Raw genomic sequence first — 22,607 nt, 5'->3', positions numbered from 1 at the left:
GCCGGCGGGAATCGGTCAGCGCTGCCGTCGAAGGGCCTTGCGCTGCTTGATGTAGCGGCCGCTGGCAGGCAGCCAGAGCAGCACGAGCCCCACGAGGGTGACGACGAGTCCGACCGCGTCCAGCGCGAGGACCGGCGTCGGCCCGATGTCGGTGATGTCGAGGAGCCAGACACCGCCGGCCAGGAGCACGAAGAGGATCAGGGTGATGCGGGCCCAGTTGCGCCCCGCCCGTGCGAGCAACGCGAAGCCCAGCGCGATGAGCCCGAAGACGACAGAGACGATGGCGCGCAGCCACAAGGTGTCGTACCCGCTCTGGAGGGTGGAATCGATCAGCGCGGATGACTCCTTGGGCACGAAGCCGAGTTCGCTGACGAAGATGTCGTTCACGATGGGACGTAAAGCCTCCTTGCCCTGGGACATCAGCAGCACCAGAACAGCGAGGGCGGACAGCGCGCCAAGGGCGATGCCCAGCACTCCGGCGTTCACCGTCATGGGGACACGGACGGGGCCGCCGGTCTGTAAGGGCTCGCCGCCTTGGGCGAAGGCATGGTGGGGTCCGTTGTCGGATGACCCCGCCATAGGCGCGTGCGATGAGGTCACGGAACACTTCCTTGTTCAAGGGGTGAAGCGGTCGACTGTGCGGCCGAACGCTGACGGCTACACCCCTTTCTGCGTTCCACCCCGTTCCACCCCGTTTCCCTTTGGTTACCTGAGCCGTACGCCAGGTGGGTGCCGAACCCGCAGGACCGACCGCGACCTCTTCGCGTTTCACCCACGGTGGCCCTTGCGGGGGACCGTCAGTGACTGCATAACGTCAGACCTATGACTGAGACAATGCGCGCGGTGGCTTACCGCAAGTCGCTCCCCATATCAGACGCGGCGAGCCTGGAGGACGTCGAGCTGCCCGTACCCTCGCCCGTCCCGCGTGATCTGCTCGTGCGGGTCGAGGCGGTGTCGGTGAACCCCGTGGACGTCAAGGTGCGTGCCGGCGACGATCCCGGCGGCTCGCCCAAAGTGCTCGGCTACGACGCGGCCGGCGTCGTGGCCGCGGTCGGCCGCGGGGTCACCCTGTTCGACGTGGGCGACGAGGTCTACTACGCCGGTTCGATCGCCCGCCCCGGCACCAATGCGCAGTTCCACGTCGTCGACGAGCGCATCGTCGGCCGCAAGCCGGGCACGCTGAGCTTCGCCCAGGCCGCCGCGCTGCCGTTGACGACCATCACCGCCTGGGAGACGCTGTTCGACCGCTTCCGTCTCGCCTCTGACAGCCGGGGTACGCTGCTCGTGCTCGGCGCCGCCGGTGGCGTCGGGTCGATGGTCGTCCAGCTGGCCCGCACACTTACCGATCTCACGGTCGTCGGCACGGCGTCACGGCCCGAGTCGAGTGAGTGGGCCCTCGGCCTCGGCGCCCACCACGTCGTGAACCACCACGACCTGGTCGCGAACGTCCGTGCCGTCGCGCCGGATGGGGTGGACTACGTGTTCTCCCCGAAGACCGGCGGCCAGATCGAGGCGTTCGCGGAGCTGCTGCGGCCGGGCGGCCACATCACGGCCATCGACGAGCCCGAGGGCTTGGAACTGCTCCCGTTGAAGTCGAAGAGCATCGGCTTCCACTGGGAACTCATGTTCACCCGGGCGCTGTACGAGACCGACGACATGATCGCCCAGCACGACCTGCTGGAACGTGTCGCCGGACTCGTCGACGCCGGCACCATCCGTACGACGCTCACCACCGAACTCGGCCCCATCGAGGCGGCCACGCTACGCCGCGCACACGAGATGGTGGAGAGCGGGCGCATGGTCGGCAAGGTCGTCATCGCAGGGTTCTGACGTCAGCCCTCGCGCTCCCCGCGGTCCCGTCCTTTTCCGGGAGCCTGGGCCGGTGATCAGAAGAGCGTCGGCGGGTCGTCGACGTTCGCCGGCTTCAGCTCGTGCATCGGCGGGTCGCCGGCGTTCGCCGGCTTCGGCTCGTCCGGCTCCAGTACCCGGATCACCCCGAACTCGCCGTCGTACCCGGGCTCCTTGGTCACCTCGCCCCGCCGCAGCCGGCCGACGGCCTCCGCGAGCCGCGGCGAGTGGACGGCGATGTCCTCGACCGGCACCTCTTCGAGGATCGCCAGCTCGGGCCCCATGGCGGTGGTGAGCCGGTCGACCTCTCCGCGGACCTTCTTGCTCTTGGGCCCCACGCGAAGGATCTCGCCCACGATCTCCGGCAGCGGGACGAGGTTGCGGAAACCGGCGGCGCCGTCCGGACGGCGCCCCGCGGGCCGATCGGCCAGGTCCTCGACGCGGCTCAGCACTCCGACCGTGAGCTTTCTCCCGCACATGGGGCAGATCCCACCGCGCTTCTCGGTCTCCTGGGGATCCATCCGGACGCCGCATTTGCGGTGCCCGTCGACGTGGTACTTGCCCTCCTCGGGGAAGAACTCGATCGTCCCGGCGTGCCCGGTGCCGGTGCGCAACGCCTCGAGGATCCCGAAGTAGTCCAGGTCGGTGTCGAACACCGTGGTCTCACGGCCGACGATGGGCGGCGAGTGCGCGTCGGAGTAACTGACCAGCCGGTAGCCGTCGAGGCCGGAGACCCGCCAGTTCATGGCCGGATCGCTGGACAAGCCGGTTTCCAGGGCGAAGATGTGGTCGGTCAGGTCGCCGTAACACTCCTCCAGTGTGTCGAAGCCGGATTTGGAGCCGAACACTCCGAACCACGGCGTCCAGACGTGGGCGGGCACCAGATAGGCGCCGTCGCCGCTGCTCAGAGTCGCCTCCAGCAGGTCACGGGAGTCCATGCCGACGATGGGCCGGCCGTCGGAACTCAGATCACCGATCTGCCCGAGCTTGCCGTTGAACGCTTCGGCGCTGGCGAAATCCGGCATGTACACCAGATGATGGATCTTGCGGGAGCGCCCGCCCTTGCTGTAGATCGTGGAGATCTCCACGGACAGCATGAACCGCACTTTTCTGGCGGCCACGCTGTCCGGCAGCGTACGGGAAATGTCCCGGTCCATCTCATCGCGTAACCGGAACAATCCCGGCTCGGCCGGGACGAGGTTCTCGCGGAGCCGCTCGAACCACGCTGGATGCGTGAAGTCACCGGTGCCCATTAACGTGACGCCCTTGCGCCGCGCCCACCAGGTCAGATGCTCCAGATCGCTGTCCTTGCTACAGGCTCGCGAGTATTTCGAATGCATATGCAGATCGGCATGAAAACGCACCGCGACATTGTGCCACAGGCCGGATATATACGCAGCGCTATCGTTTCAACCGGCCGAATCCGAACTGGTCAGGCCTGGAAAAGTCAATCGGACCTGGAACCGTTGGCCGCCGTATTCCTGGTGACCGGCGCGCCGGTCGGCGGACACGCTGGATCACAACGGACTTGGAGCCTGGCCGGCGTCGCGGGAGCCGTTGCACCACGACGATGGTCGTCCGGAATCGGCGCCGACTGATTGCGATGATCGTCAATTTAGGACAGAAACCGGCCGCATAGGCCCGTAGCGTCTTCTTCAGAGCCCAACGAGCTTCAGAGCCCAACGAGCTTCAGAGCCCAACGAGCTCCAGAGGCCAACGAGCTTCAGAGGCCAACAAGCGGAGGAGATCCACATGACGATTCTCGTAACCGGAGCGACCGGGACCGTCGGCCGTCACATCGTCGACGAGCTTGTCCAGGCCGGTCAGCGGGTACGTGCCCTCACCCGCCGCCCCGCCGGGGCGGGACTGCCCGGCGAGGTGGAGGTGGTGGCCGGGGATCTCACCGTGACGGACACGCTGGTCCCGGCGTTTGACGGCGTCACCGGGGTCCATCTGATCAACTTCGGTGGAGATGACTACGAGTTGCTCCGCAACGGCCAGGAGATCGTCGAGTTGGCCGTGAAGTCCGGGGTCCGCAGGGTCACCGTCCTGGGCGGCTGGGACCAGGGGACGCTGGAGCCGGCGCTGAGGGCCGGCGAGCTGGGGTGGACCTTCGTGCGTCCGACGGAGTTCATGTCCAACGCACTTCAGTGGGCCGAGGTCATCCGTGACGAGGGGGTGGTGCGGGAGCCTTTCGGCGACGCCACCACCGCCATGGTCCATGAGGCGGACATCGCGGCCGTGGCGGCCAGGGCGCTGGTGGAGGACGGCCACGCGGGCAAGACCTACGGCCTGACGGGCCCTGAGAGGCTCACCACCCGCGACAAGGTCCGCATCATCGGCGAGGCGATCGGACGTGACATCACGTTCGTCGAGCTCACCGAGGCGCAGGCACGCGAGAAGATGGCGGCAGAAGGGCAACCGGAGCACATGATCGACTTCATGATCAACGTCTTCGCCAACGTGCCGGAGGAGCCGAACATCGTCAATTCCACCATCGAGAAGGTCACCGGCCGCCCGGCCCGTACGTTCGCACAGTGGGCCACCGAACACGCCGACGCCTTCCGCGCCTGACGGGGTAACAGACGGCTTACCGCCTGGCGGTGGCCGGCGAACACATCGACGGTTTCCGTGTCCGACGGGATGACGGGTGGCTTACCGCTTGGCCGTGGCCGGCGAACACGCTGCAGCTTTCCGTGTCTGACGGGTTAACGGGCCGCTTACCGCCTCGTCGTGGCCAGTACTTTCTGGAGCACGTCGGGGCGGTCGGTCATGATGCCGTCCGCTCCGAGGGCGATCAGGTCGCGCATGGTCGCCTCGTCGTTGATCGTCCAGTAGTGCACCTGCATGCCGAGCCGGTGAGCCCCGTCGATGAGCTTCCTGTCCGCCAGGTCGAAGCCGCTGCTCTCGGTGGGAAGCTGCAGGACACCGGCCTGCGGGCGGTAGAAGCCCGGCACGCCGAGCTTGTGGCTGAGCACGAAGTCCCTCGCCTCGCCCTCTCCGGCGCCCAGCGCCACCCGGCCCTCGCTCAGCTCGCTGAACCGGTCGACCAGCTCCTGGTGGAACGACACCACGACGACCTTCTTCTCCAGCTTGTACTTCTGGATCAGCGCCCACAGCTTCGCCTCGATGCCGGGATAGGCGCCCTTGATCTCCACATTGAACAGATGCCTGTCCGCGTATCTGGCGAACAGCTCTTCCAGCCTGGGGATCGTCGCGCCCTTGCCTCTGAAGCTGTACTGGCCGCGCAGGTCCCTGAAGTCGTAGCCGGCGTCGAGCTTCTTCAGGTCGTCCCAGTTGTAGGAGTCCACACGGCCGGTGCCGTCGGTCGTACGGTCGACGGTGTCATCGTGGATGGCGACCAGCTCGCCGTCCTTGGTCAGGTGAACATCGGTTTCCAGCACGTCCGCGCCAAGCGTCGAGGCCAGGTCGAACGCCGCCATCGTGTTGCTGGGAGCGAGGTTCTCGCCACCCTGATGCGCGATGAACAAGGGCGTCCGGGCATGCGGAAACGCTTGGACGGGGCGCTGCGGCCGGAACACGAGGAACATCAGCGTGTGCGAGACGAGCGCGACGCCAGTGATCACCGCCAGCGCCCACAGCACGGCAACTCGCTTCTTCCGGGGGTGGGAGCTTCGCGTCTCCGCCGTGTCCTGCACAGCACTCATTGTGCACGTAGGGACAATCGGCTGAGAGCTCCGAGCGACAACGCTCGGAGCTCTCTCGGTCCCCACACATGGCAGGTCCTAAATCCGGCAACCCACTTGGTGGTGCGTTATGTGCATCGGCCTTCGAGTCGGCTGCTGGGTGGGTGCGTTATGTCGGGGTACCGGGGTGTTGGGCGTCACCGCGTCGTGGGTTACTTCGACAGGTAGATGACCTTCCACGTGCCTGCGTAGAGGCAGTTCAGGGAGGGCTTGGTGGACTTGGGCTCCGAGCAGACCTTGAGCTCTACCTGGTAGACGTCCCGATACTTGAACGTGAAGTGCTTCGGCGTCCCGTACGAGCAGTCCCGGACGGTGTGGTGCTTGAACGGCAGGTTTCCGGAGTGGTTGAGATACGTGATGCGGAAGACGGCCAAGCCGCAGTTCGACGACTTGCGGGTCAGGTCGTAGACCTTGCCGGAGATCTTAACGCTGTCGGCGGTGGGGATGTCGGCGTGGTCCTCGCCCTTGGCCGTCAGGGAGCCGGAAGCCTTGGCGCGCTTGGCCGGGGCGTAGTAGGTGCCCCACTGGGAAGCGGCCGTCTCAGCGGTGACCGCGTCCGACGGGCCGGTGGCAGCCTGCGCCGCGGCGGGAACGGTCGCGACGAAGGCGGCGGCGATGGCCAGGCCGGTGAGGGTGCGGGTGATCGTCATCGGAGCGGTCCTCTCTTTCGTAATGACCGCAGTATGTGATCGGCTGCTTGCAACCCCCTTGATCGCCAACTGCAAACGAGTGTCAACGTTCTTGGCGGGCTGAGATGGTGGCGTTGATGCTGGAGGTGAGGAAGCGTTCGATGACCTGTCGCTCTTCGTCGGTGAACTGGTCGAAGGCGGCCGAGAGGTGGCGTGCCAGCGGAGCGAAGAACCGGCCGGCAAGAGTCACGGCCTGTTCGTGCAGGGCGAGCTCCACCTTGCGGCGGTCGGTCGAGCTTCGGTGCCGTTCGATGTGGCCCGCCTGCTCGAGCCTGTTGAGGAGTGCCGTGGTGGCCGGGGCGCTGAGGTTGAGGGCGGCGCCCAGGGCCCCAGGGCTGAGCGGCCGGCCTTCCCTGACGGCGTCCATGATGACGACGACGGCGTTGAGGTCGGTGCGGTGCAGCTTGTGGTCGACGGCGAATCCCTCGACGAACCGGTCGAGCTCGACGTTGAGGCGCCGCATCAGCGTCATCAGCTCGAACGAGCTCACGCCCTCCCCGCCTGCCGGGTCTGCCGACACGGACATCCTCCTTCGCGTTGCGGAACAGCGCCGTCGCGACCTACTCTTTCCATCAACGAAATATTCCGCGATGGAAAAGAGTTGCCTTGGCACGAGCAGAGCATATTGGGTGGGCGATGCTGTGGGGGCCTCGCGGCAAGTGGGTGACGATCGCCGTGGCGATGGTCATTTCCGGTCTCGCCCTAGCGTTCGGCGGAGCCTCCAAGGTCAGTACGGACCCGGCGGCCGCGCTTCCGAAAGGCGCGGAGTCGGCGACCGTGGTCAGGCTGCAACAGCGGTTGCCCAGCGGCCAGTTGCTTCCCGCTCTGGTCGTCTACAGCCGTAGCGGCTCACTGACCGATCAGGACAAGGCCGCGATCCGCTCCGACGCCACCCTGCTCGCCGGCCTGGCAGTGGGACGCCGGGTGCCGCCTCCGGTGTTCTCCCCCCAGGGCGATGTGGCACTGGTGTCCGTACCCCTCGCAGGCTCACTGTCCAATGCCGACCTCACAGAGGCGGTCCGCGAGATCCGGGCCGAGGCCAGGCAAGGACTGCCCGCGGGTGCACGGGTCGAGGTGACCGGCGGCGCCGGATTCAAGGTCGACCTCAGCGCGGTCTTCGACGGGGCCAACATCACGTTGCTCGCCGTCACCGCCGGCGTGGTCGCCCTTCTCCTGCTGCTGACGTATCGCAGCCCCTGGCTGTGGCTGGTGCCGCTGAGCGTCATCGGCGTGGCCGACCAGGTGGCCGCCAAGATCGTCGCCCTGCTCACCCGCACGACCGGCCTGACCGTGGACGACTCCACCCTGGGGATCACCTCCGTGCTCGTCTTCGGCGCCGGGACCAACTACGCCCTGCTGCTCATCGCCCGCTACCGCGAGCAGCTACGCCTCCACGGGGACCGTCACGTGGCGATGACCGGAGCGGTCCGGTCGGCGGCGCCGGCCATCCTGGCGAGCTCCGCCACCGTGACCCTCGCGCTCGGCACGCTCGTGTTCGCGCTGTCCCCGTTCAACCGCAGCATCGGCATGGCCGGGGTCATCGGCATCATCACCGCCGTGGCGTACGCGCTGATCGTCCTTCCCGCCGCGATGGTCCTCTTCGGCAGGGGCCTGTTCTGGCCGTTCGCACCCAAGCTCGGCCAGGCAGACCCGGCACACACTGGCCTGTGGTCGCGCGTGGGCGGCGCGGTGTCGCGGCGACCGGTCGTCATGACGGCCGTGAGCGTGGTCGTGCTGGCGGTACTGGCCCTCGGGATCGTGGGCGTGCGGAGCGGTCTGTCGCAGAGCGAGCAGTTCCGCGGCCGGGTGGAGGCCATCGCCGGACAGGAGACGCTGAGCCGGGCCTTCCCGGCAGGAAGCGCTCAGCCGGTCATCGTGATCTCCCGTACGTCCGCCGCCGAGCAGGTACGCGCCGCCGCCTCCGGCATCCCGGGTAACCCCCGTGTCACCACGGGGGAACGGACCGCGGAGGACACCCGGACAGAGGTGGTGCTGCGCGCCGAGCCGGGCAGCCAGGAGAGCTTCGAGGCGATCAGAGCCCTGCGAGAGGCCGTACACGCCATACCCGGAGCGTCCGCGGTCGTCGGCGGCCCCGAAGCCGGCGACCTCGACGAACGGGACGCCGCGGTCCGCGACCAGAAGCTGATCATCCCGATGGTGCTGGCCGTGGTGCTTCTCGTCCTGCTGCTCCTGCTGCGGTCGATCGTGGCGGCCGTCACGCTGGTTCTCACCGTGGTCGCCAGCTTCGCCGCCAGCCTGGGCGCGGGGTGGTTCGCCTTCACCCACTTCTTCGGCTTCCCGGCCCTCGATCTCGGGGTCCCGCTGCTGAGCTTCCTGTTCCTGGTGGCGCTCGGGGTCGACTACAACATCTTCCTCACGACGCGTGCCAGAGAGGAGACCCCCGCGCTCGGCACCAGACGGGGGATCGTGGCGGCGCTCGCGGTCACCGGTGGGGTGATCACCAGTGCGGGCGTCCTCCTCGCGGCCGTGTTCGCCGTGCTCGGTGTGCTGCCGCTGATCACGCTGACGCAGATCGGCGTCATCGTGGGCTTCGGGGTCCTGCTCGACACCCTCCTGGTGCGGAGCGTGCTCGTCCCGTCACTGGTCACGCTCCTCGGCGACCGCTTCTGGTGGCCCGGCACCCCGCGACGCTCCGGTGGCGATCCGGATGACACCCGGCACGCCGACCTGGCCCCCGCCGGGGAGCGGCGGTCCTCCTGATCGGCGGGCGGTGTGGTCGTCAGGGGCATCAGGCTCGGGGGGTGTGGTCCTCAGGCCGAGTGGTGTGGTGATCAGGACCGGGTGGGTGTGGTTCAGGCGAACCGCTTCTCGCGGTTGTGGGGGGTGTTCCAGTCGAGTACCGGGCCGGCGGGCACGATGCGGGTTGGGTTGAGCTGCGGATGGGTCCCGTAGTAATGGCGCTTGATGTGGTCGAAGTCGGTCGTGCCCCCGAAGGCCGGACGCTGGTACAGATCCCTGGCGTACGCCCACAGGTTCGGGTAGTCCACGATGCGGCGCAGGTTGGCCTTGAAATGGGTGGCGTACACCGTGTCGAAGCGGACGAGCGTCACCCACAGCCTGACGTCGGCCTCGGTGAGCCGGTCTCCGAGAAGATACCGGCCGGTGCCGAGGCGCTCCTCAAGATCGTCCAGGGTCGCGAACAACTCCGTGACCGCCTCGCCGTACGCCTCCTGGCTCGCGGCGAAGCCGCAGCGGTAGACCCCGTTGTTGACGGTGGCGTAGATATGGCCGTTCAGCGCGTCGATCGCCGGCCGGAGATCGAGGGGGTACAGGTCGACGGACGTGTCGGCCCACTCCTCGAACTGGGTGCCGAGGTCGATGCTGATGTCGGGGAAGTCGTTGCTGACGATGCGCCCGGTCTCGCGATCCCACAGCACCGGCACCGACACGTGACCGTCGTAACCCGGATCGCCGGCCTCGTACGCCTCCCGCAACAAAGTGAAGCCGTTGACGGGATCGGCCGTGTGCCCGGGTCCCTCGCGGAACGCCCAGCCCCGGCCGTCACGGATCGGGTCCACCACCGACAGCGAAATGACGTCTTCAAGCTTCTTGAGCGCTCTCACGATGATCGACCGATGAGCCCAGGGGCAGGCCGACGACACGTAGAGGTGGTAGCGGCCGGGCTCGGCCGGGTAGCCGCTGCTGCCGTCGGCGGTGATGCGGCCTTTGAAGCTGTATGGCGGCCGGGTGAAGGCGCCTTTGGCGCCGGTGGAGGACTTCGTCCCGTAGTCACCGTAGACGGAGAAGTCCACTGGGCTTGCGACGGCTGTCGTGTTGGTCACCGATGCGGTCCTTCCTGTGGAGAGGGGGTCCCGGCCCGGCGCCGCTCACCGCCGCCAGACCGTCCCGCTCCCTACGACTACCCCATCACCGCAACGCCTGTGGCGGCGGGGTCTCGTGCACCCCCGGGAGATCCGGTACGGACTCGGCCCGACGGGTGATGGGTCAGTATGGGCGTCATGGACTCCAGAGAAGCGGCCGGACGGTTCGCCCGCACGTGGGAGCGGGGCTGGGCGGCGCACGACGCCGATCTGATCGGCACCCTCTACGCCGATGGCTGCACGCACCGCTCGATGCCCTTCCGCCCGGTGCACCAGGGCCGGTCCGGGTTGCTGGAGTACATCCGGTGGTCCTTCGACGCCGAGCGCGCCACCGATGTGCGTTTCGGCACTCCGCTTGTCGATGGGGACCGTGCCTTCGTCGAGTACCGCGTCTTCCTGGTCGAGAAAGAGGGGGACAAGCCGGTGACCCTGGCGGGGTGCGCGGCCGTACGTTTCGGCGAGGACGGGCTGGTCACCGAGGCCCGCGACTACTGGCATGTCGCCGACGGTCACCGGGAGCCGGAAGGCGATCTCTCCCTCTGACCGACCGGCCGGCCGACCGGCCTGCTGAACCGCTGGCTGACCGGCACCGCCGGCCGGCCGACCGACCGGCTGAACCACCGGCGTGGTGGCCCGGTCCGGCGTGTCGTCGCCACCTCGGGAAGGCCCCGAACGGTACGCCAGGCCCTGTCCGCACAGTGAGGAATCTGCACATAGGCTGGGGAGGACCCCGTAGGATGTGCGTCACGCGTTCCTCGAACGGGTGATCTAGTTTGCCTGTGACGCCACATGTGTGTGCGGGGTCGCGTTCACCTAACTTCATCCAGTAGTAGCGGAGCGAACTGATCGCTCGTCGGGGCCCCACGCCTGCCCGTGCCACAACCGCCCGGGCCAGGTCACGGAAGCCGTTCAGCCGAGGTCAGAACCGTTCGACACGCTGATTCTTTCGACCGGGTGCGCCAACCACTTGGCCAGAGTCATCGTGCCGCACTACGCTTTGTCGCAGATCATTCCGCCCTGTGTCCGCGGAGCTTCCTCAAACGGAGGTGGCACCGCCATTGGCACGGGCGTTGACCATGTCAAGCGCGCTGTGGCCGTTGATGTCGGCCGCGCGCGTCGATTCTTCCCGTCCGACGGACGGTGTGATCGGTGTTCCTGATTTCGCCCCCTTGGCCGCCATGCGGCCCTGGTCGTTCGGGCTGTCACTCCCCGGCGTCCGCGAAAGCGTGACTGTCATGCCCGAAATCGGGCAGAAGTAATGCGAAAACGCATGCCTCTCCATGACCACGCCGGCGCAGGGGTGAGGTTCTCAAGAGGATGGGAAATGACACGTATAGATCCTGAAGCCTTGGTCGCAAGCCTCAGGGGCCTGCAGAAGGACTCCGAGGCCACTGGGGTCGTGCACCACTTGGAACGTATCGTGCGCGTCGTGGACCGGTTGTTCGGTTATGCCGGAGCCGGCCTGATGTTCGCCGATGAGGGCAAGGCGTTGCGTTACCTCGTGACGACGGACGAGGCGGGACGCAGCCTTGAGCACGCCCAGGCGGCGATCGGCCGCGGACCGTGCGTGTCGGCGTTTTTCAGCAACGACGCTGTGACCACTCGCGATGTGCGGAACGACGAGCGGTGGCCCGACCTTGCCGAACTGTTGCATCCGAGCGTGCGGGCCGTGGCGGGGGTCCCCGTGAGGCTTGGTGACGGGCCGGTGGGCACGCTCAACGTCTACCAGGCCGAGCCCCACGACTGGGAGGAGTCCGACACCCAAGCCCTCCTCGCATATGCGCATGTCATCGAGGAGGTGCTCGCGGCGGCGGTGAAGGCGGAGGAGAAGAGCGCGCTGGCCGACCAGCTGCAGTACGCGCTGGACTACCGCATCGTGATCGAACGGGCGATCGGGTATCTGATGGGCAAGCACGACCTGACCGCCGCCCAGGCCTTCACCGGCCTGCGGAAGCGTGCCAGGGACAGCAGGCGTCGTGTCGCCGATCTCGCGGCGGAGATCCTGGGTGAACAGGCGCCGCCGGGTTGAGCGATCGGCCGACGGTGCTCATGATCGCACCATACGATCTCCCGCCCAGGTCCGTGATGGGGGTGACTCTCCACGGCGACCTCGACTACGGGGCCGCCGGGGAGTTGCGCCGCTCCTTGTCGGTGCTGCTCGCCCGTGGCGAGCGGCTTCAGATCGATCTGGACCTCGCCCATGTGACGTTCCTCGACTGCTCGGGGGCCCGCACGCTGAAGTGGCTGGATCGTTGTATCCAGGGAGGCGGCGGCCGGCTCACGATCGTCCGGCCCTCCCGGCGGGTCCTGCGCCTGCTTCAGTTGCTGCGGTTCGACGACGTGCTGGGCATCTGCCAGGAGGAGAGGAACGAGGACGTTCTCCTGGATGACTGGCGGATCATCCGGCTCAGGTCGCTGTGCCTGGACCCCGCGCCAAGCTCCAGCTGATCCGGGCTACCCTGATCGGTGATGTATCGACTGCTCTTCGCGCAGGTGCTCCGGCGGTTCGACGCCGAGACGGTGCACCACCTGACCATCCGCGCGCTACGGGTCCTTTCTCTCGCTCCCATCGTGAAGCGCCGGCTGTACAACCGGCTGGCGCCACGCGACGAGGCGCTACGCATCCAGGCGTTCGGGGTCCACTTCCCGAGCCCCTTCGGGCTCGCGGCGGGCTTCGACAAGGACGCCGCCTGCGTCGAAGGCCTGGCGGCCTTCGGCTTCGGTCACGTGGAGGTCGGCACGATCACCGCCCACGCCCAGCCGGGCAACCCCCGGCCGAGGTTGTTCCGGCTGGTCTCCGACAGGGCGATCGTGAACCGCATGGGGTTCAACAACCGTGGCGCCGCGCAGGCCGCGCGGCGCCTGCGGCGGCCCCGGAGCCTGCCGGTCGTGGTCGGGGTGAACATCGGCAAGACCAAGGTCGTTCCCGAGGAACTGGCGGTGCGCGACTACGCCACCAGCGCCGCGAAGCTGGCCCCGCTCGCGGACTACCTGGTGGTGAACGTCAGCTCTCCTAACACCCCCGGCCTGCGCGACCTCCAGTCCGTCGAGAGGCTCAGGCCGCTGCTGGAGGAGGTACGGCGGGTCGCGGGGCGCACGCCGCTCCTCGTAAAGATCGCTCCCGACCTGGCCGACGAGGACATCGACGCCGTGGCGGACCTCGCGGTCGATCTCGGCCTGGCGGGCGTCATCGCCACCAACACCACCATCGGCAGGGAAGGCCTGTCCGCGTCCGAGGCGGCCGGCGCCGCCGAGGCGGGTGGCTTGTCCGGCCGGCCGTTGAAGGCCCGCTCGCTCGAGGTGCTGCGGCGGCTGCGCGCGCGGGTGGGCGACCAGGTCGCCCTGGTCTCGGTCGGTGGCGTCGAGGACGTCGACGATGTGTGGGAGCGCCTGCTCGCGGGCGCGACCCTGGTCCAGGGCTACACCGGGATGATCTACGAGGGCCCGCTGTGGGCGTGGCGGGTCAACCGCGGGCTGTCCCGCAGGCTGCGTCGCCACGGGTACTCGTCGGTCCGCGAGGTGGTGGGCCGGGTGGGCGTCTAGCGGTCGTCGTACCATACCCTGGCTAGGTACACCGGCCAGAAAGGACGACAAATGACCACGAGCACGTACACCGTCACCGGCATGACCTGCGGACACTGCGTCAGCTCCGTGAAGGAGGAGGTCGGCGAGGTGCCCGGTGTCACCGGCGTCGAGGTCGACCTCGGCAGCGGCCGGGTCGAGGTGTCCGGCTCCGGCACCCTCGACGACGCGGCCATCCGCGCCGCGATCGAGGAAGCCGGCTACCAGGTGGCCTGAGAGCGCCCAGGTCCCGGCCTCCGTGCCGCGATCGAGGAACCCGGCTACCGGATCGCCGGAAAGCGTCCGAGACCTTCGACGCGGCCCTCCGTGCAGCCGGTCTGAGGGCGCCGCCCGGCCCCTGGGGTCGTCAGCCGAGGCTGGGGCGGGTGGAGTCGGGTTCGTGGGTGAGCTCCTCCAGATGGCGCATCACCTGGCTCACCGGCACCGCGCCCGGGTGGTGGCGCCGCGTGCCGGTCCCGCCTCGCTGCCACGGCCGGGGACCCTCCGGCGGCCGGTATTCCACGCCATAGGCGTCAAGCCGGTGGAGATGTGCGGGCAGCGCGCCGGCGAATCCCTCGCCGCTGCCCGACCACGCCACGTGCGCCATGGCGCAGCCGCGCGGCCAGGCCCGGTAGTCGAGGGTCCGCCCATCGGGGATGCGCTCGGTCCACAGCTGGAACTGCGCGCCCAGCACCCGGCCCGCCTCCTCGGCGGTCCAGGAACCCGGCACGGGCCGGAACGCCGTCACGTCGCCGACGGTGATCGCGTCACCGATGGCTACGGGCTCTTCCGGCGACGCCGCCTCGGCGTAGTCGAAGTACAGCGGGAACACCGAGGTGGCCACGATGTCGTGACCGGCCGCCGCCGCGCGCCGCCCGACCTGCACGCCCCGCCAGGGCATGACGATCGTGTCCTCACGGAGCATCCCGCTCACGAAGGCCTCGTCCCACACCACCGCCCGGGAGCCGAGGCCGGCGAGCTCGTCGGCGAGCCTTCGCAGGAACCACGCGTGCAGGTCGGCGGGGGTGGCCAGTCCGAGCGACTGCCGGTGGCCCATGATCTCGGCCGAGGCCGCCCAGTCGTCGAGCACGCACTCGTCGCCGCCGATGTGGAAGTACGGCAGGTGGCCGAGCGCCTCGACGATCTCCGCGAAGACCGCCGTCAGGAAGTCGATCGTGCCCGGGAGCGGAGAAAGGATCGCCTGGGAGATCCCCCAGCGGTCGAGCACCTCGTACCGCCTGGACGGGTCCGCACCAAGCCAGGGATACGCCGCGAGGATCGCTGATGCGTGCCCGGGGACGTCGATCTCCGGCACGATCGTCACGGCCCGTGCGCGGGCGTAGGACGCGATCTCGGCCAGGTCCGCCAGAGTGTAGTGACCCCCGTGCGGAGTGCCGTCGAACGCGGCCTCGCCCCTGAAGTGCTTCGTGGTCGTGCGGGTGCGGTGCGAGCCGATCTCGTGCAGCAGGGGGTAGGCGCGGCTCTCGACCCGCCAGCCCTGGTCGTCCGCCAGGTGAAGGTGAAGCCGGTTCAGCTTGTGCACGGCCAGCAGATCGATCATGCGCAGCACTTCACGCTTCGGCATGAAATGCCGGGAGACGTCGAGATGGGCGCCTCGCCAGGAGAACCGCGGCGCGTCCTCGATCCGCCCGCAGGGGATCGTCCAGCGGGCACCGGGCAGGGGTACGGACCGGAACGCGTCAGGCGGCAGTAACTGCCGCAACGTCTGACCCGCGTACAACGCGCCCGCCGCGTCACCCGCCACGATGCGTAGGGCCTCAGGAGTCACGCTCACGGCGTAGGCCTCGGGACCCAGGCTCTCGTCCCGCTCGACGCTGATCGGTGCCTGGCGCGGCGTCACAGGGCCGCCGGGAACCTCGTCGCCCTGCCTGAGGTCGAGCACGGCCAGCGCCCGGCGTACGGCGCCCGCCAGATCGGCGGGACCCGACACCACCGCGTGCGGGACGAACTCGAAGGATCCTGGGGCGGCCTCGATGACACGCGGGCGCGGGATCAGGTCGGTCATGGTCCGGATCAGGTCAGTCGAGGTAGTTCTGCAGGCCCTCGGTGAGGGAGGCGGCGATCCGCTGGCGGAAGCGCGGGTCCTTGAGCTTGGCGGCGTCGATCGGGTTGCGCATGTTGCCGGTCTCGACGAAGACCTTGGGCACCGTGGAAAGGTTCAGCCCGCCGAGGTCGTTCCGGTAGTCGAGCGCGTTCTTGCCGATGTACGTGGAGTAGGGCATGCCCGTGCCCTCCTTGTACGCGTCGCGCAGGGCCAGGCCGAGCTTCCGGGACGAGCCCACAACGGGGTCGACCGGTCCGCCGATCTTCTTGGGCATGATCACATGGAAGCCGCGCGCGGACTCGGCGGCTCCGTCGGCGTGGATGGAGACGGCGGCGTTCGCGTGGGCCCGGTTGCCGATGGCCGCACGCTGGGTGATGCACGGCCCGACGCCGGAGTTGCCGTCACGGGTGAGCTTGACGGTCGCGCCCTTGGCCCTGAGCAGCTTGACCATGCGGTTGGCGACGTCCCACGCGAAGGCGGCCTCGGAGTAGCCGTCGTTGGTGGCGGTGCCCGTCGTGTCACAGGGCTTCCACTGGGTGAGGACGTTCACCTTCTTGTTGATGGCCTCCGGGTGCCGGTAGTTGCCACCGTTGTGACCCGGGTCGAGCACGATGACCTTCCCGGCCAGCGGCTTGGCGAGGGACGGCTTCCCCGCCGTCGCGGCGCGGGCGGAGGTGGACGCGGGCTCCGCCTGCACGCTTTTCATTTCGGCTGTACTGGCGGCCTGGGGACTCGCCGCTGCGCCGCACGCTGAAGCGCCGAGCCCGCAGAGGGCCAGGAACGCTGCGGCAACTGCTCGACTCGGCACGATGAACCCCTTCGCAGGCGACCTTTCCGTGTCCAACTTACGCGTCTTCGCGCAGTGGGCCGGCCGGTACCCATAACAGAGGCTCAAATGGATGGCCGACGGCGGGGATCACCAGGCGGGCTCGCCGAGCTCCTGCTTCTGGAGGAGGGCGGCGAGTTCCCGCGCGTCCTCGGCATCGAGGCCGAGGACGACCCTCGGACGGCCCCACGGATGGTCGATGGAGTGGGCGACGTAGCTGGCGACCGATTCCGTCGCTCCCTCGTCGTCCTTGCCCCGGGTGGCCCGCCAGTGCGCCCACGCACGTTCTAGCTCGGCCGCCGCGCGCTGCGCGCAGGAGACCAGTTCCGGATCACGCATGCATACCCCCCGGTCCGGCGCCGGCCGCCTGGCCCGGCGGGCATTGCCTGCCCACCCGCTGCCCTCACGACAAGCGAGCGTTCCAGCCGTTCACGGCCGGTCCGGCACGCCGGAGGGCCGGCGCCTGTTCTGAGTCAACACGGAGAGGGCGCCGATCCCGCGGATGTTGACCTAGCCTTGAGGATCACTTGGAGCCGGGCCGGTGCTGTGCCGTACCACCAGGCGGGGCGTGACCTGGCGCAGCCTCGCCACCTTGCCGGGGTCGGTGATGCGGTCGCTCAGCAGCGCGGCCGCCGACCTGCCCATCGCCCGCCGTGGCTGGTCGAGGGTGGTCAGCGAGATGTGGTGCACGGCGGCCAGGTGGGTGTTGTCGTACCCCACGACCGACAGGTCCTCGGGAACGCGCAGTCCGAGCTCGCTGGCCGCGATCAGCACGCCGAGGGCGACGACGTCGTTGGCGGCGAAGATCGCCGTGGGCCGGGGGTCGCGCTCCAGCAGGGCACGGGCAGCCCGCCGGCCGCCCTCCTCGGTGAAGTCGCCGTGCTCGACCATGATGTGCGGGGCCAGCGCGTGCCTGCGCATCGCCACGAGATAGCCCTCACAGCGGAAGCGGGCCGACGACGACGGGGTGCCCTCGATGTGGGCGATGCGCCGGTGGCCGAGCTCGACCAGGTGGTCGACCGCGAGCCGGGCGCCGAGCTCGTCGTCGTCGACGACGATGTCCACGCTGTCGAGCTCAACGTCGCGCTCGCCCACGACGACCGTGGGGGTGTACGCCGCGGCCTCCGCGAGGGTCTCGCTGGAGGGGGCGACCCCGAGCAGCACCAGGCCGTCCACCCGGAGCTCCAGGAACGCCTCGACCGCCTCCTCCTCGAAGGCGGGGTCCCACCGCCCGCTACCGATCAGCAACCGCAGGCCGTCACCATGGAGGCTTTCTTGCAACCCGTCGAGGAACTCGGCATAAAAAGGGTTGTGAAGGTCGGCCACGAGCGCGCCGACCAGGTGGGTGCGCCCTTCCACCAGGCTGCGCGCGACCGCGTTGGGCCGGTAGCCGAGCTCCCTGGCCGCCTGTAACACCGCCTCTCGCCGGTGCTCGCTGACGTGCGGGGACCCCCTCAGCACCAGGGACACCAGCGACTTGGAGACGCCCGCGCGTTCGGCGACGTTCCGGATCGTCGGCCGGGGGCGCGGGCCGTGGGCATCACCAAGGCCCGACTCGGCCGCGCCTGGATCGGTATACCGAGCGGACGTCTGCATGGACGGTCCTGACATGGTTCTCCCCACGATGAGTGGATGGGCACCTGTCAGACCAAACGATCGAGTCGCGTTGAGGGTACGGGTGTGTTGTGCGCCTCGGCAGATGGTCATCGGGGCTGCGCTTATTGGGCACCGCCTCCGATAGTGTGCGCTTTGTGGGTGCGACTTCAAGGGCCCCAGGTGAGCGGGAGAGCGACGACCCTGGCGACGTGCGTCCGGTACGACGAAGACTGACCGTGGATCGGCGCCGCGAGGAACTGATGGCGGCGGCACTGGAGCTTTTCAGCAGACACGATGCCGAGGACGTGTCGATAGACGATGTCGCCACGGCGGCCGGTGCCTCCCGGGCGCTGGTCTATCACTACTTCGGTGGCAAGCAGGAGCTGTACGTCGCCGCGCTGCGCAGCGCGGCTGCGGAGCTGGAGGAACGGCTCCGGCCGGTGAACGGCGGCACCGCTCTGGAAGAGCTGGCCGGCGGCCTCACGCGCTACTTCGACTTCGTGGAAGATCACGCGGCCGGGTTCGCCGCGTTGCTGCGCGGCGGTCCGGCGAACCGCACGGGCGACGTGGGGGAGATCGTCGAGGGCGTGCGCCAGCGCCTCTTCAAGATGATCATGAATCAGATGCATGTGGGCGAGCCGAGCCCGGTGCTGCGCACCACGCTCAGGTCGTGGATCGCGTCGGTCGAGACGGCGGGGCTCGACTGGCTGGAGAACCGCGACATAGATCGCCCGACGCTCGAACGCCTGCTGGTCGACCAGATGGTGGCTCTCCTGGGAGTGGCCGCCGGTCACGATGGCCTGGTCAACGGTGTGCTGATGGAGATCGAGCAGGGGGCGGCGGGGCGCGAGGCCGACGCGTAGGCCCGCTGCCCGCCTGGTGGCCGGCTGAACCGGCGGAGACCGGTGGATAGGGCTTCCGTGCGGCGGAGGCCCTAGATCCGTTACCCACCGGGACGCACCCGCACGGGCCTGGCGAGGTGGCGCCGGGCGGGCGGCGCCTCCCACACCGGGCCCATGGCCTCGGTCACGGTCGCTCGGGCGCGCAGCAGGGGCACATGGCCTCTCGGTAGCCCGGGTCCGCCTCACGTGGTCATGGGTGTGTGGTGGACGCGCTCACATACGTGACGCGAGCGCGCCGGTTTTCCCCCCTAGGTCCGTGACGGTCCCCGCCTCACTCCGACCGCTGCTGCGGGATACCCGCGAGCAGCGCACGAACCTCGGTCTCCCGGTAGCGCCGGTGACCGCCTAGGGTGCGGATGGACGTCAACTTGCCCGCCTTCGCCCACCGAGTAACGGTCTTGGGGTCGACGCGGAACATGGTGGCGACCTCCGCCGGGGTGAGCAGTGGCTCGGCCTCGGGTGTACGAGCTGACATTTGTGCGGCCTCTCCTCCGTGGACCGGCGACAGCGATCCTGCGACTTGTGTTGGCGCTTGTCACGGGTGTCCCCACATGGCCCGCTTCGTACGGATTTTTCTGGACCATATGTGGTATCACCCGATGTGACCATACAGCCACGTAGAGCGATTGGCGAGCCCTCTAAGTACAACGCCTTGTCCACGGGTTGATGTCACGCTCGGTGATTCTAGCGACACGTTTCGTGGTATCGCAGTGAAAACGGCAAACTACTCAGTTCGCAGAAGCGAGCTGGTGACTCCCGTTACCTACTTTTGCAGGTCACGTGCATGATTTGCGGTTCAGTTCGCCGACTCGAGGGCTTGTATTGACTTCCACCGCACGATCACGCGCTGATACATGGCGAAGGCCAGTTCTTCTTGACCCGTGTCCAACCCGGTGAGAGCGGCCGCCAGCTCGGCGGCGGACTGGTCGGCCTGGAGTGTCGCGTCGTCCATCAGGTGGACCAGACCGCCGTAGTCGAGCTCGACGAGGGAGTGCGGGTGGAACTCCTCCAGCCAGCGCCCCACCTCCTCGACCTCGGTGAGGGTGCTCACCTCGCCCACGTGCCTGCGGATGACCACAAGGGCACGCGCCACCCTGCGCCTGGCCTGCGCCATGGAGGTGACGTAGAGCAGATTCCTCGCCGGCGCCGTGGTCGTCGGGGCCGAGGGCTCGGCCGCGGGCTCCGGCTGGCGGCCGAGGACGAGCCAGCGCTCCGCCGAGTCGAAGGGCACGAACCACGGCGTGGGGATGTGCCAGGTGCTGGTGCGGATGTGCGTGCGCAGGGCGGAGGAGCTGCCCTGCTGCTTGAACCGGTCGAAGTCGTCGGCCGTCTGCTCGGCTATGGCCCGGGGAACGAACCGGTCGGCCAGCTTGATGGGCGTGGCGCCGCGGAAGCGGGCGAAGGCGAGCCAGGACCTGAGCCTGCTCTGCCAGGGGCAGACGTACAGCGTCTCCTCGATGCGCCGCAAATAGGCGTTGGCGCTCTCGCCGCCGGGGGCCGGTATCGCGGAGACCCCCAGTAGCCGTCGGACGGCCTCCGAGTGCTCGGCCTCCAGAGCGAACGCGCGGCGTGGCCGATCCTTGGAATCGGCGTACGCCGCCCAGAAGGCACGCTCGCGCTCGGTGAACGCGGACAACGGCTCGTAGACACGGAGATAGGCGGCGTAGGGCAGCACATCTCGAATGGTGCCACGGAGCGGTGAGCGGACGCGAGCGAGCCGGGGGGAGTGAACAGAGTGCCGCCGTCTCGCGGGCCGCCCGGTGTGTCGCCGTCCTGCCGATCATGGTTAGCGTGCGGGCTGCTGGATAGGGTGGATTCCTGGATCCGTCGCGACGAGGCGGCGGACGAGTATGACCGGGAGTCACCATAGTGACCGACGTCTTCGGGTTGTCCCACAAGGACACAAGCCCATCGATCGGACAGGCAAGACACGAGCAGGTCGTCTTCTGCTCGGATGACCGCAGCGGCCTGCATGCCATCATCGCGATCTACAACACCGCTCTCGGCCCCGGGCTCGGAGGCACGCGCTTCTACCCGTACGAGAGCGAGCAGGCGGCGCTGGAGGACGTTCTCAACCTCTCGCGGGCCATGGCGTACAAGAACGCCCTCGCGGGGCTCGACCTCGGCGGCGGCAAGGCCGTGATCATCGGCGATCCGGCCAAGGACAAGAGCGAGGCTCTTCTGCGGGCCTACGGCCGCTTCATCCAGTCGCTGGGCGGCCGTTACTTCACCGCCTGTGACGTCGGCACCTACAGCGAGGACATGGACATCGTCGCGAAGGAGTCGACGTTCGTCACCGGGCGCACGGTCGCCAACGGCGGCGCGGGCGACTCGTCGATCCTGACGGCCTACGGCGTGTTCCAGGGCATGCGAGCCGCGAGCGCGCACACCTTCGGCACCTCGACCCTGCGGGGCCGCCGTGTGGGCGTCGAGGGCGTCGGCAAGGTCGGTTACCGGCTGGTGGGCCACCTCCTTGAGGACGGCGCCGAGGTCGTGATCTGTGACGTGAGCGAGCAGGCGGTCGAGCGGGTCAGGAAGCTCCACCCCCAAGTCGAGGTCGTCGCGGACGCCGCGGCGATGAAGGCCGCGGACATCGACGTCTACTCTCCCTGCGCCCTGGGCGGTGCCCTCGACGACGACGCGGTCGTGGAGCTGCGGGCCAAAATCGTGTGCGGGGGGGCCAACAACCAACTGGCCCATCCCGGCGTGGAGAAGCAGCTCGCGGAGCGGGGGATCCTTTACGCTCCGGACTACGTCGTGAACTCCGGGGGCGTCATCCAGGTCGCCGACGAGATCCAGGGCTTCAACATGGATCGCGCCCGGGTAAAGGCGACGCAGATCTTCGACACAACGCTGAAGATCTTTTCGATCGCTGAGGAGGAAGGGGTCCCGCCGGCTGCGGCTGCCGATAGGCTGGCGGAGCGCAGAATGTCGGAAGTCGGTCGGCTTAGGGGTATTTGGCTGGGCCGCTGACCGCGGACGCCCATACGGCGTACCGAGCGGCGCGTAAAACAGGTACGGTTGTAGTCGAACGAGAGCTGACGCCGGAAGTCAGGCGGCGTCAGCGCGTGGTGCGTTAGCGACGAGGGGTCGGGCACGACCCCGCATGAGGGGGTCGAGCCGATGGGGCGCGGCCGAGCCAAGGCCAAGCAGGTGAAGGTTGCACGCCAGCTCAAGTACAACAGCGGCGGCACCGATCTTGACCGTCTTCGCGAGGAGCTCGGAGTCAATCACGACTCCAACCAGACCGATGATGACGTTGTCGACGATGAACTGGCCGATCGGTACGCCGATTACGCCGGAGACGTCGACGACGATGACGAGGACGACAGGTCCCGTCGCCGTTAGGCGATTTTCGGGTTGACGCAGGTAGGGCACCCGGTGAGCAATGGCTCGCCGAGTGCCTCACTTGCGCACCTGGAAGAGCTCCTTGCCATCTCGCATGGCAAGGAGCTCTTCGTCGTGTTTCCGCACCCACGGTGCCGTCAACGTGTGGACGGCACGTCGGCGGATGTGATGGATCTCACGGCCACCGACAAAGGCCGCGCAAAACGCGATCATGGCGTGAAGC

24 protein-coding genes are annotated in these 22,607 nt (G+C 68.4%); 11 read left to right on the top strand and 13 right to left on the bottom strand.

The genetic code is table 11. The features are described 5' to 3' along the window. Window positions 1-15: 15 nt before the first annotated feature. Entirely contained in the window at window positions 16-492 is a 477-nt protein-coding gene (locus ABD810_RS00275) for a hypothetical protein (protein WP_344932692.1), read from the bottom strand. Between the two features lie 330 nt (window positions 493-822). Here ABD810_RS00275 and ABD810_RS00270 point away from each other — a divergent pair, with 330 nt between their 5' ends. After that, window positions 823-1,830 (top strand): zinc-binding alcohol dehydrogenase family protein, encoded by a 1,008-nt coding sequence (locus tag ABD810_RS00270; RefSeq protein WP_344932690.1) that lies wholly within the window; start codon window positions 823-825, stop codon window positions 1,828-1,830. 56 nt (window positions 1,831-1,886) lie between these two features. Here ABD810_RS00270 and ABD810_RS00265 read toward each other — a convergent pair whose 3' ends face one another. Continuing rightward, window positions 1,887-3,188: an endonuclease Q family protein gene (locus ABD810_RS00265; protein WP_344932688.1), complete on the bottom strand. Its 1,302-nt coding sequence runs from the start codon at window positions 3,186-3,188 to the stop codon at window positions 1,887-1,889. A gap of 412 nt (window positions 3,189-3,600) precedes the next feature. Between ABD810_RS00265 and ABD810_RS00260 the strand changes: the two genes are divergently transcribed. Next, window positions 3,601-4,422, top strand: a complete 822-nt coding sequence (locus ABD810_RS00260) for an NmrA family NAD(P)-binding protein (RefSeq protein WP_344932686.1) — start codon at window positions 3,601-3,603, stop codon at window positions 4,420-4,422. Window positions 4,423-4,568: 146 nt separating this feature from the next. Here the strand turns inward: ABD810_RS00260 and ABD810_RS00255 are convergent, their stop codons facing one another. The 3 genes from ABD810_RS00255 to ABD810_RS00245 form a co-directional block, all read right to left on the bottom strand. Continuing rightward, window positions 4,569-5,516 (bottom strand): glycerophosphodiester phosphodiesterase family protein, encoded by a 948-nt coding sequence (locus tag ABD810_RS00255; RefSeq protein WP_344932684.1) that lies wholly within the window; start codon window positions 5,514-5,516, stop codon window positions 4,569-4,571. A 191-nt stretch (window positions 5,517-5,707) separates the two neighbouring features. After that, on the bottom strand, window positions 5,708-6,205 hold the full coding sequence (locus ABD810_RS00250; protein ID WP_344932681.1) for a hypothetical protein: 498 nt from the start codon (window positions 6,203-6,205) through the stop codon (window positions 5,708-5,710). A gap of 82 nt (window positions 6,206-6,287) precedes the next feature. Next, window positions 6,288-6,764 carry a MarR family winged helix-turn-helix transcriptional regulator gene (locus ABD810_RS00245; RefSeq protein WP_344932679.1) on the bottom strand — a complete coding sequence of 159 codons (477 nt, stop codon included), beginning with the start codon at window positions 6,762-6,764 and terminating at the stop codon, window positions 6,288-6,290. An 86-nt stretch (window positions 6,765-6,850) separates the two neighbouring features. On the opposite strand from ABD810_RS00245, the gene ABD810_RS00240 reads away from it, so the two are divergent. Next, window positions 6,851-8,965, top strand: coding sequence for an MMPL family transporter (locus tag ABD810_RS00240; RefSeq protein WP_344932676.1), 2,115 nt, complete (start codon window positions 6,851-6,853; stop codon window positions 8,963-8,965). A 92-nt stretch (window positions 8,966-9,057) separates the two neighbouring features. Here ABD810_RS00240 and ABD810_RS00235 read toward each other — a convergent pair whose 3' ends face one another. After that, on the bottom strand, window positions 9,058-10,047 hold the full coding sequence (locus ABD810_RS00235; protein ID WP_344932674.1) for a glutathione S-transferase family protein: 990 nt from the start codon (window positions 10,045-10,047) through the stop codon (window positions 9,058-9,060). A 177-nt stretch (window positions 10,048-10,224) separates the two neighbouring features. Between ABD810_RS00235 and ABD810_RS00230 the strand changes: the two genes are divergently transcribed. After that, window positions 10,225-10,629: a nuclear transport factor 2 family protein gene (locus ABD810_RS00230; protein WP_344932672.1), complete on the top strand. Its 405-nt coding sequence runs from the start codon at window positions 10,225-10,227 to the stop codon at window positions 10,627-10,629. A 493-nt stretch (window positions 10,630-11,122) separates the two neighbouring features. Here the strand turns inward: ABD810_RS00230 and ABD810_RS00225 are convergent, their stop codons facing one another. After that, entirely contained in the window at window positions 11,123-11,368 is a 246-nt protein-coding gene (locus tag ABD810_RS00225; RefSeq protein ID WP_344932670.1) for a hypothetical protein, read from the bottom strand. Between the two features lie 42 nt (window positions 11,369-11,410). Here ABD810_RS00225 and ABD810_RS00220 point away from each other — a divergent pair, with 42 nt between their 5' ends. From ABD810_RS00220 to ABD810_RS00205, 4 genes are read left to right on the top strand one after another with little or no spacing between them, the layout of a single operon-like run. Then, window positions 11,411-12,115 carry an ANTAR domain-containing protein gene (locus ABD810_RS00220; RefSeq protein WP_344932668.1) on the top strand — a complete coding sequence of 235 codons (705 nt, stop codon included), beginning with the start codon at window positions 11,411-11,413 and terminating at the stop codon, window positions 12,113-12,115. Between the two features lie 56 nt (window positions 12,116-12,171). Continuing rightward, the gene (locus tag ABD810_RS00215; RefSeq protein ID WP_344932666.1) at window positions 12,172-12,534 is read left to right on the top strand and encodes an STAS domain-containing protein; all 363 of its coding nucleotides are present in this window, start codon (window positions 12,172-12,174) and stop codon (window positions 12,532-12,534) included. 21 nt (window positions 12,535-12,555) lie between these two features. Continuing rightward, window positions 12,556-13,629, top strand: a complete 1,074-nt coding sequence (locus ABD810_RS00210; protein ID WP_344932664.1) for a quinone-dependent dihydroorotate dehydrogenase — start codon at window positions 12,556-12,558, stop codon at window positions 13,627-13,629. A gap of 51 nt (window positions 13,630-13,680) precedes the next feature. Beyond that, complete coding sequence (locus ABD810_RS00205; protein ID WP_344932662.1) at window positions 13,681-13,884, top strand: heavy-metal-associated domain-containing protein; 204 nt, start codon at window positions 13,681-13,683, stop codon at window positions 13,882-13,884. A gap of 130 nt (window positions 13,885-14,014) precedes the next feature. Here the strand turns inward: ABD810_RS00205 and ABD810_RS00200 are convergent, their stop codons facing one another. From ABD810_RS00200 to ABD810_RS00185, 4 genes are all read right to left on the bottom strand, one after another. Beyond that, window positions 14,015-15,673: a beta-N-acetylhexosaminidase gene (locus tag ABD810_RS00200; RefSeq protein ID WP_344932659.1), complete on the bottom strand. Its 1,659-nt coding sequence runs from the start codon at window positions 15,671-15,673 to the stop codon at window positions 14,015-14,017. Between the two features lie 13 nt (window positions 15,674-15,686). Then, the gene (locus tag ABD810_RS00195) at window positions 15,687-16,418 is read right to left on the bottom strand and encodes an N-acetylmuramoyl-L-alanine amidase (RefSeq protein WP_344932657.1); all 732 of its coding nucleotides are present in this window, start codon (window positions 16,416-16,418) and stop codon (window positions 15,687-15,689) included. Window positions 16,419-16,628: 210 nt separating this feature from the next. Then, window positions 16,629-16,877 carry a hypothetical protein gene (locus ABD810_RS00190; RefSeq protein ID WP_344932655.1) on the bottom strand — a complete coding sequence of 83 codons (249 nt, stop codon included), beginning with the start codon at window positions 16,875-16,877 and terminating at the stop codon, window positions 16,629-16,631. Between the two features lie 171 nt (window positions 16,878-17,048). Beyond that, complete coding sequence (locus tag ABD810_RS00185) at window positions 17,049-18,134, bottom strand: LacI family DNA-binding transcriptional regulator (protein WP_425566825.1); 1,086 nt, start codon at window positions 18,132-18,134, stop codon at window positions 17,049-17,051. Window positions 18,135-18,370: 236 nt separating this feature from the next. Here ABD810_RS00185 and ABD810_RS00180 point away from each other — a divergent pair, with 236 nt between their 5' ends. Further along, window positions 18,371-18,997, top strand: a complete 627-nt coding sequence (locus tag ABD810_RS00180; RefSeq protein WP_344932651.1) for a TetR/AcrR family transcriptional regulator — start codon at window positions 18,371-18,373, stop codon at window positions 18,995-18,997. Window positions 18,998-19,307: 310 nt separating this feature from the next. Here the strand turns inward: ABD810_RS00180 and bldC are convergent, their stop codons facing one another. Continuing rightward, entirely contained in the window at window positions 19,308-19,511 is a 204-nt protein-coding gene (gene bldC / locus ABD810_RS00175; RefSeq protein WP_013133571.1) for a developmental transcriptional regulator BldC, read from the bottom strand. Between the two features lie 321 nt (window positions 19,512-19,832). Beyond that, window positions 19,833-20,711, bottom strand: a complete 879-nt coding sequence (locus tag ABD810_RS00170; RefSeq protein WP_344932648.1) for a DUF8083 family protein — start codon at window positions 20,709-20,711, stop codon at window positions 19,833-19,835. A gap of 194 nt (window positions 20,712-20,905) precedes the next feature. Between ABD810_RS00170 and ABD810_RS00165 the strand changes: the two genes are divergently transcribed. Continuing rightward, complete coding sequence (locus tag ABD810_RS00165; RefSeq protein WP_344932646.1) at window positions 20,906-22,009, top strand: Leu/Phe/Val dehydrogenase; 1,104 nt, start codon at window positions 20,906-20,908, stop codon at window positions 22,007-22,009. Window positions 22,010-22,159: 150 nt separating this feature from the next. Further along, entirely contained in the window at window positions 22,160-22,384 is a 225-nt protein-coding gene (locus ABD810_RS00160; protein ID WP_344932642.1) for a DUF3073 domain-containing protein, read from the top strand. Window positions 22,385-22,607: the final 223 nt, after the last annotated feature.

Source organism: Sphaerisporangium flaviroseum, from assembly GCF_039537005.1.
In the GTDB taxonomy this organism is placed as follows: domain Bacteria; phylum Actinomycetota; class Actinomycetes; order Streptosporangiales; family Streptosporangiaceae; genus Sphaerisporangium; species Sphaerisporangium flaviroseum.
The sequence above is the reverse complement of the archived record's forward strand: the minus strand, read 5'-3'. Positions and strand labels throughout refer to the sequence as shown.

Coding starts and splice junctions, on each gene's coding strand:
- ABD810_RS00265 (WP_344932688.1), bottom strand. CDS start 3,188: ATGCATTCGAAATACTCGCGAGCCTGTAGCAAGGACAGCGATCTGGAG.
- ABD810_RS00215 (WP_344932666.1), top strand. CDS start 12,172: ATGGGGGTGACTCTCCACGGCGACCTCGACTACGGGGCCGCCGGGGAG.
- ABD810_RS00275 (WP_344932692.1), bottom strand. CDS start 492: ATGACGGTGAACGCCGGAGTGCTGGGCATCGCCCTTGGCGCGCTGTCC.
- ABD810_RS00230 (WP_344932672.1), top strand. CDS start 10,225: ATGGACTCCAGAGAAGCGGCCGGACGGTTCGCCCGCACGTGGGAGCGG.
- ABD810_RS00220 (WP_344932668.1), top strand. CDS start 11,411: ATGACACGTATAGATCCTGAAGCCTTGGTCGCAAGCCTCAGGGGCCTG.
- ABD810_RS00250 (WP_344932681.1), bottom strand. CDS start 6,205: ATGACGATCACCCGCACCCTCACCGGCCTGGCCATCGCCGCCGCCTTC.
- ABD810_RS00270 (WP_344932690.1), top strand. CDS start 823: ATGACTGAGACAATGCGCGCGGTGGCTTACCGCAAGTCGCTCCCCATA.
- ABD810_RS00260 (WP_344932686.1), top strand. CDS start 3,601: ATGACGATTCTCGTAACCGGAGCGACCGGGACCGTCGGCCGTCACATC.
- bldC (WP_013133571.1), bottom strand. CDS start 19,511: ATGTCAGCTCGTACACCCGAGGCCGAGCCACTGCTCACCCCGGCGGAG.
- ABD810_RS00200 (WP_344932659.1), bottom strand. CDS start 15,673: ATGACCGACCTGATCCCGCGCCCGCGTGTCATCGAGGCCGCCCCAGGA.
- ABD810_RS00225 (WP_344932670.1), bottom strand. CDS start 11,368: ATGGAGAGGCATGCGTTTTCGCATTACTTCTGCCCGATTTCGGGCATG.
- ABD810_RS00160 (WP_344932642.1), top strand. CDS start 22,160: ATGGGGCGCGGCCGAGCCAAGGCCAAGCAGGTGAAGGTTGCACGCCAG.
- ABD810_RS00195 (WP_344932657.1), bottom strand. CDS start 16,418: ATGAAAAGCGTGCAGGCGGAGCCCGCGTCCACCTCCGCCCGCGCCGCG.
- ABD810_RS00210 (WP_344932664.1), top strand. CDS start 12,556: ATGTATCGACTGCTCTTCGCGCAGGTGCTCCGGCGGTTCGACGCCGAG.
- ABD810_RS00205 (WP_344932662.1), top strand. CDS start 13,681: ATGACCACGAGCACGTACACCGTCACCGGCATGACCTGCGGACACTGC.
- ABD810_RS00255 (WP_344932684.1), bottom strand. CDS start 5,516: ATGAGTGCTGTGCAGGACACGGCGGAGACGCGAAGCTCCCACCCCCGG.
- ABD810_RS00190 (WP_344932655.1), bottom strand. CDS start 16,877: ATGCGTGATCCGGAACTGGTCTCCTGCGCGCAGCGCGCGGCGGCCGAG.
- ABD810_RS00185 (WP_425566825.1), bottom strand. CDS start 18,134: ATGCAGACGTCCGCTCGGTATACCGATCCAGGCGCGGCCGAGTCGGGC.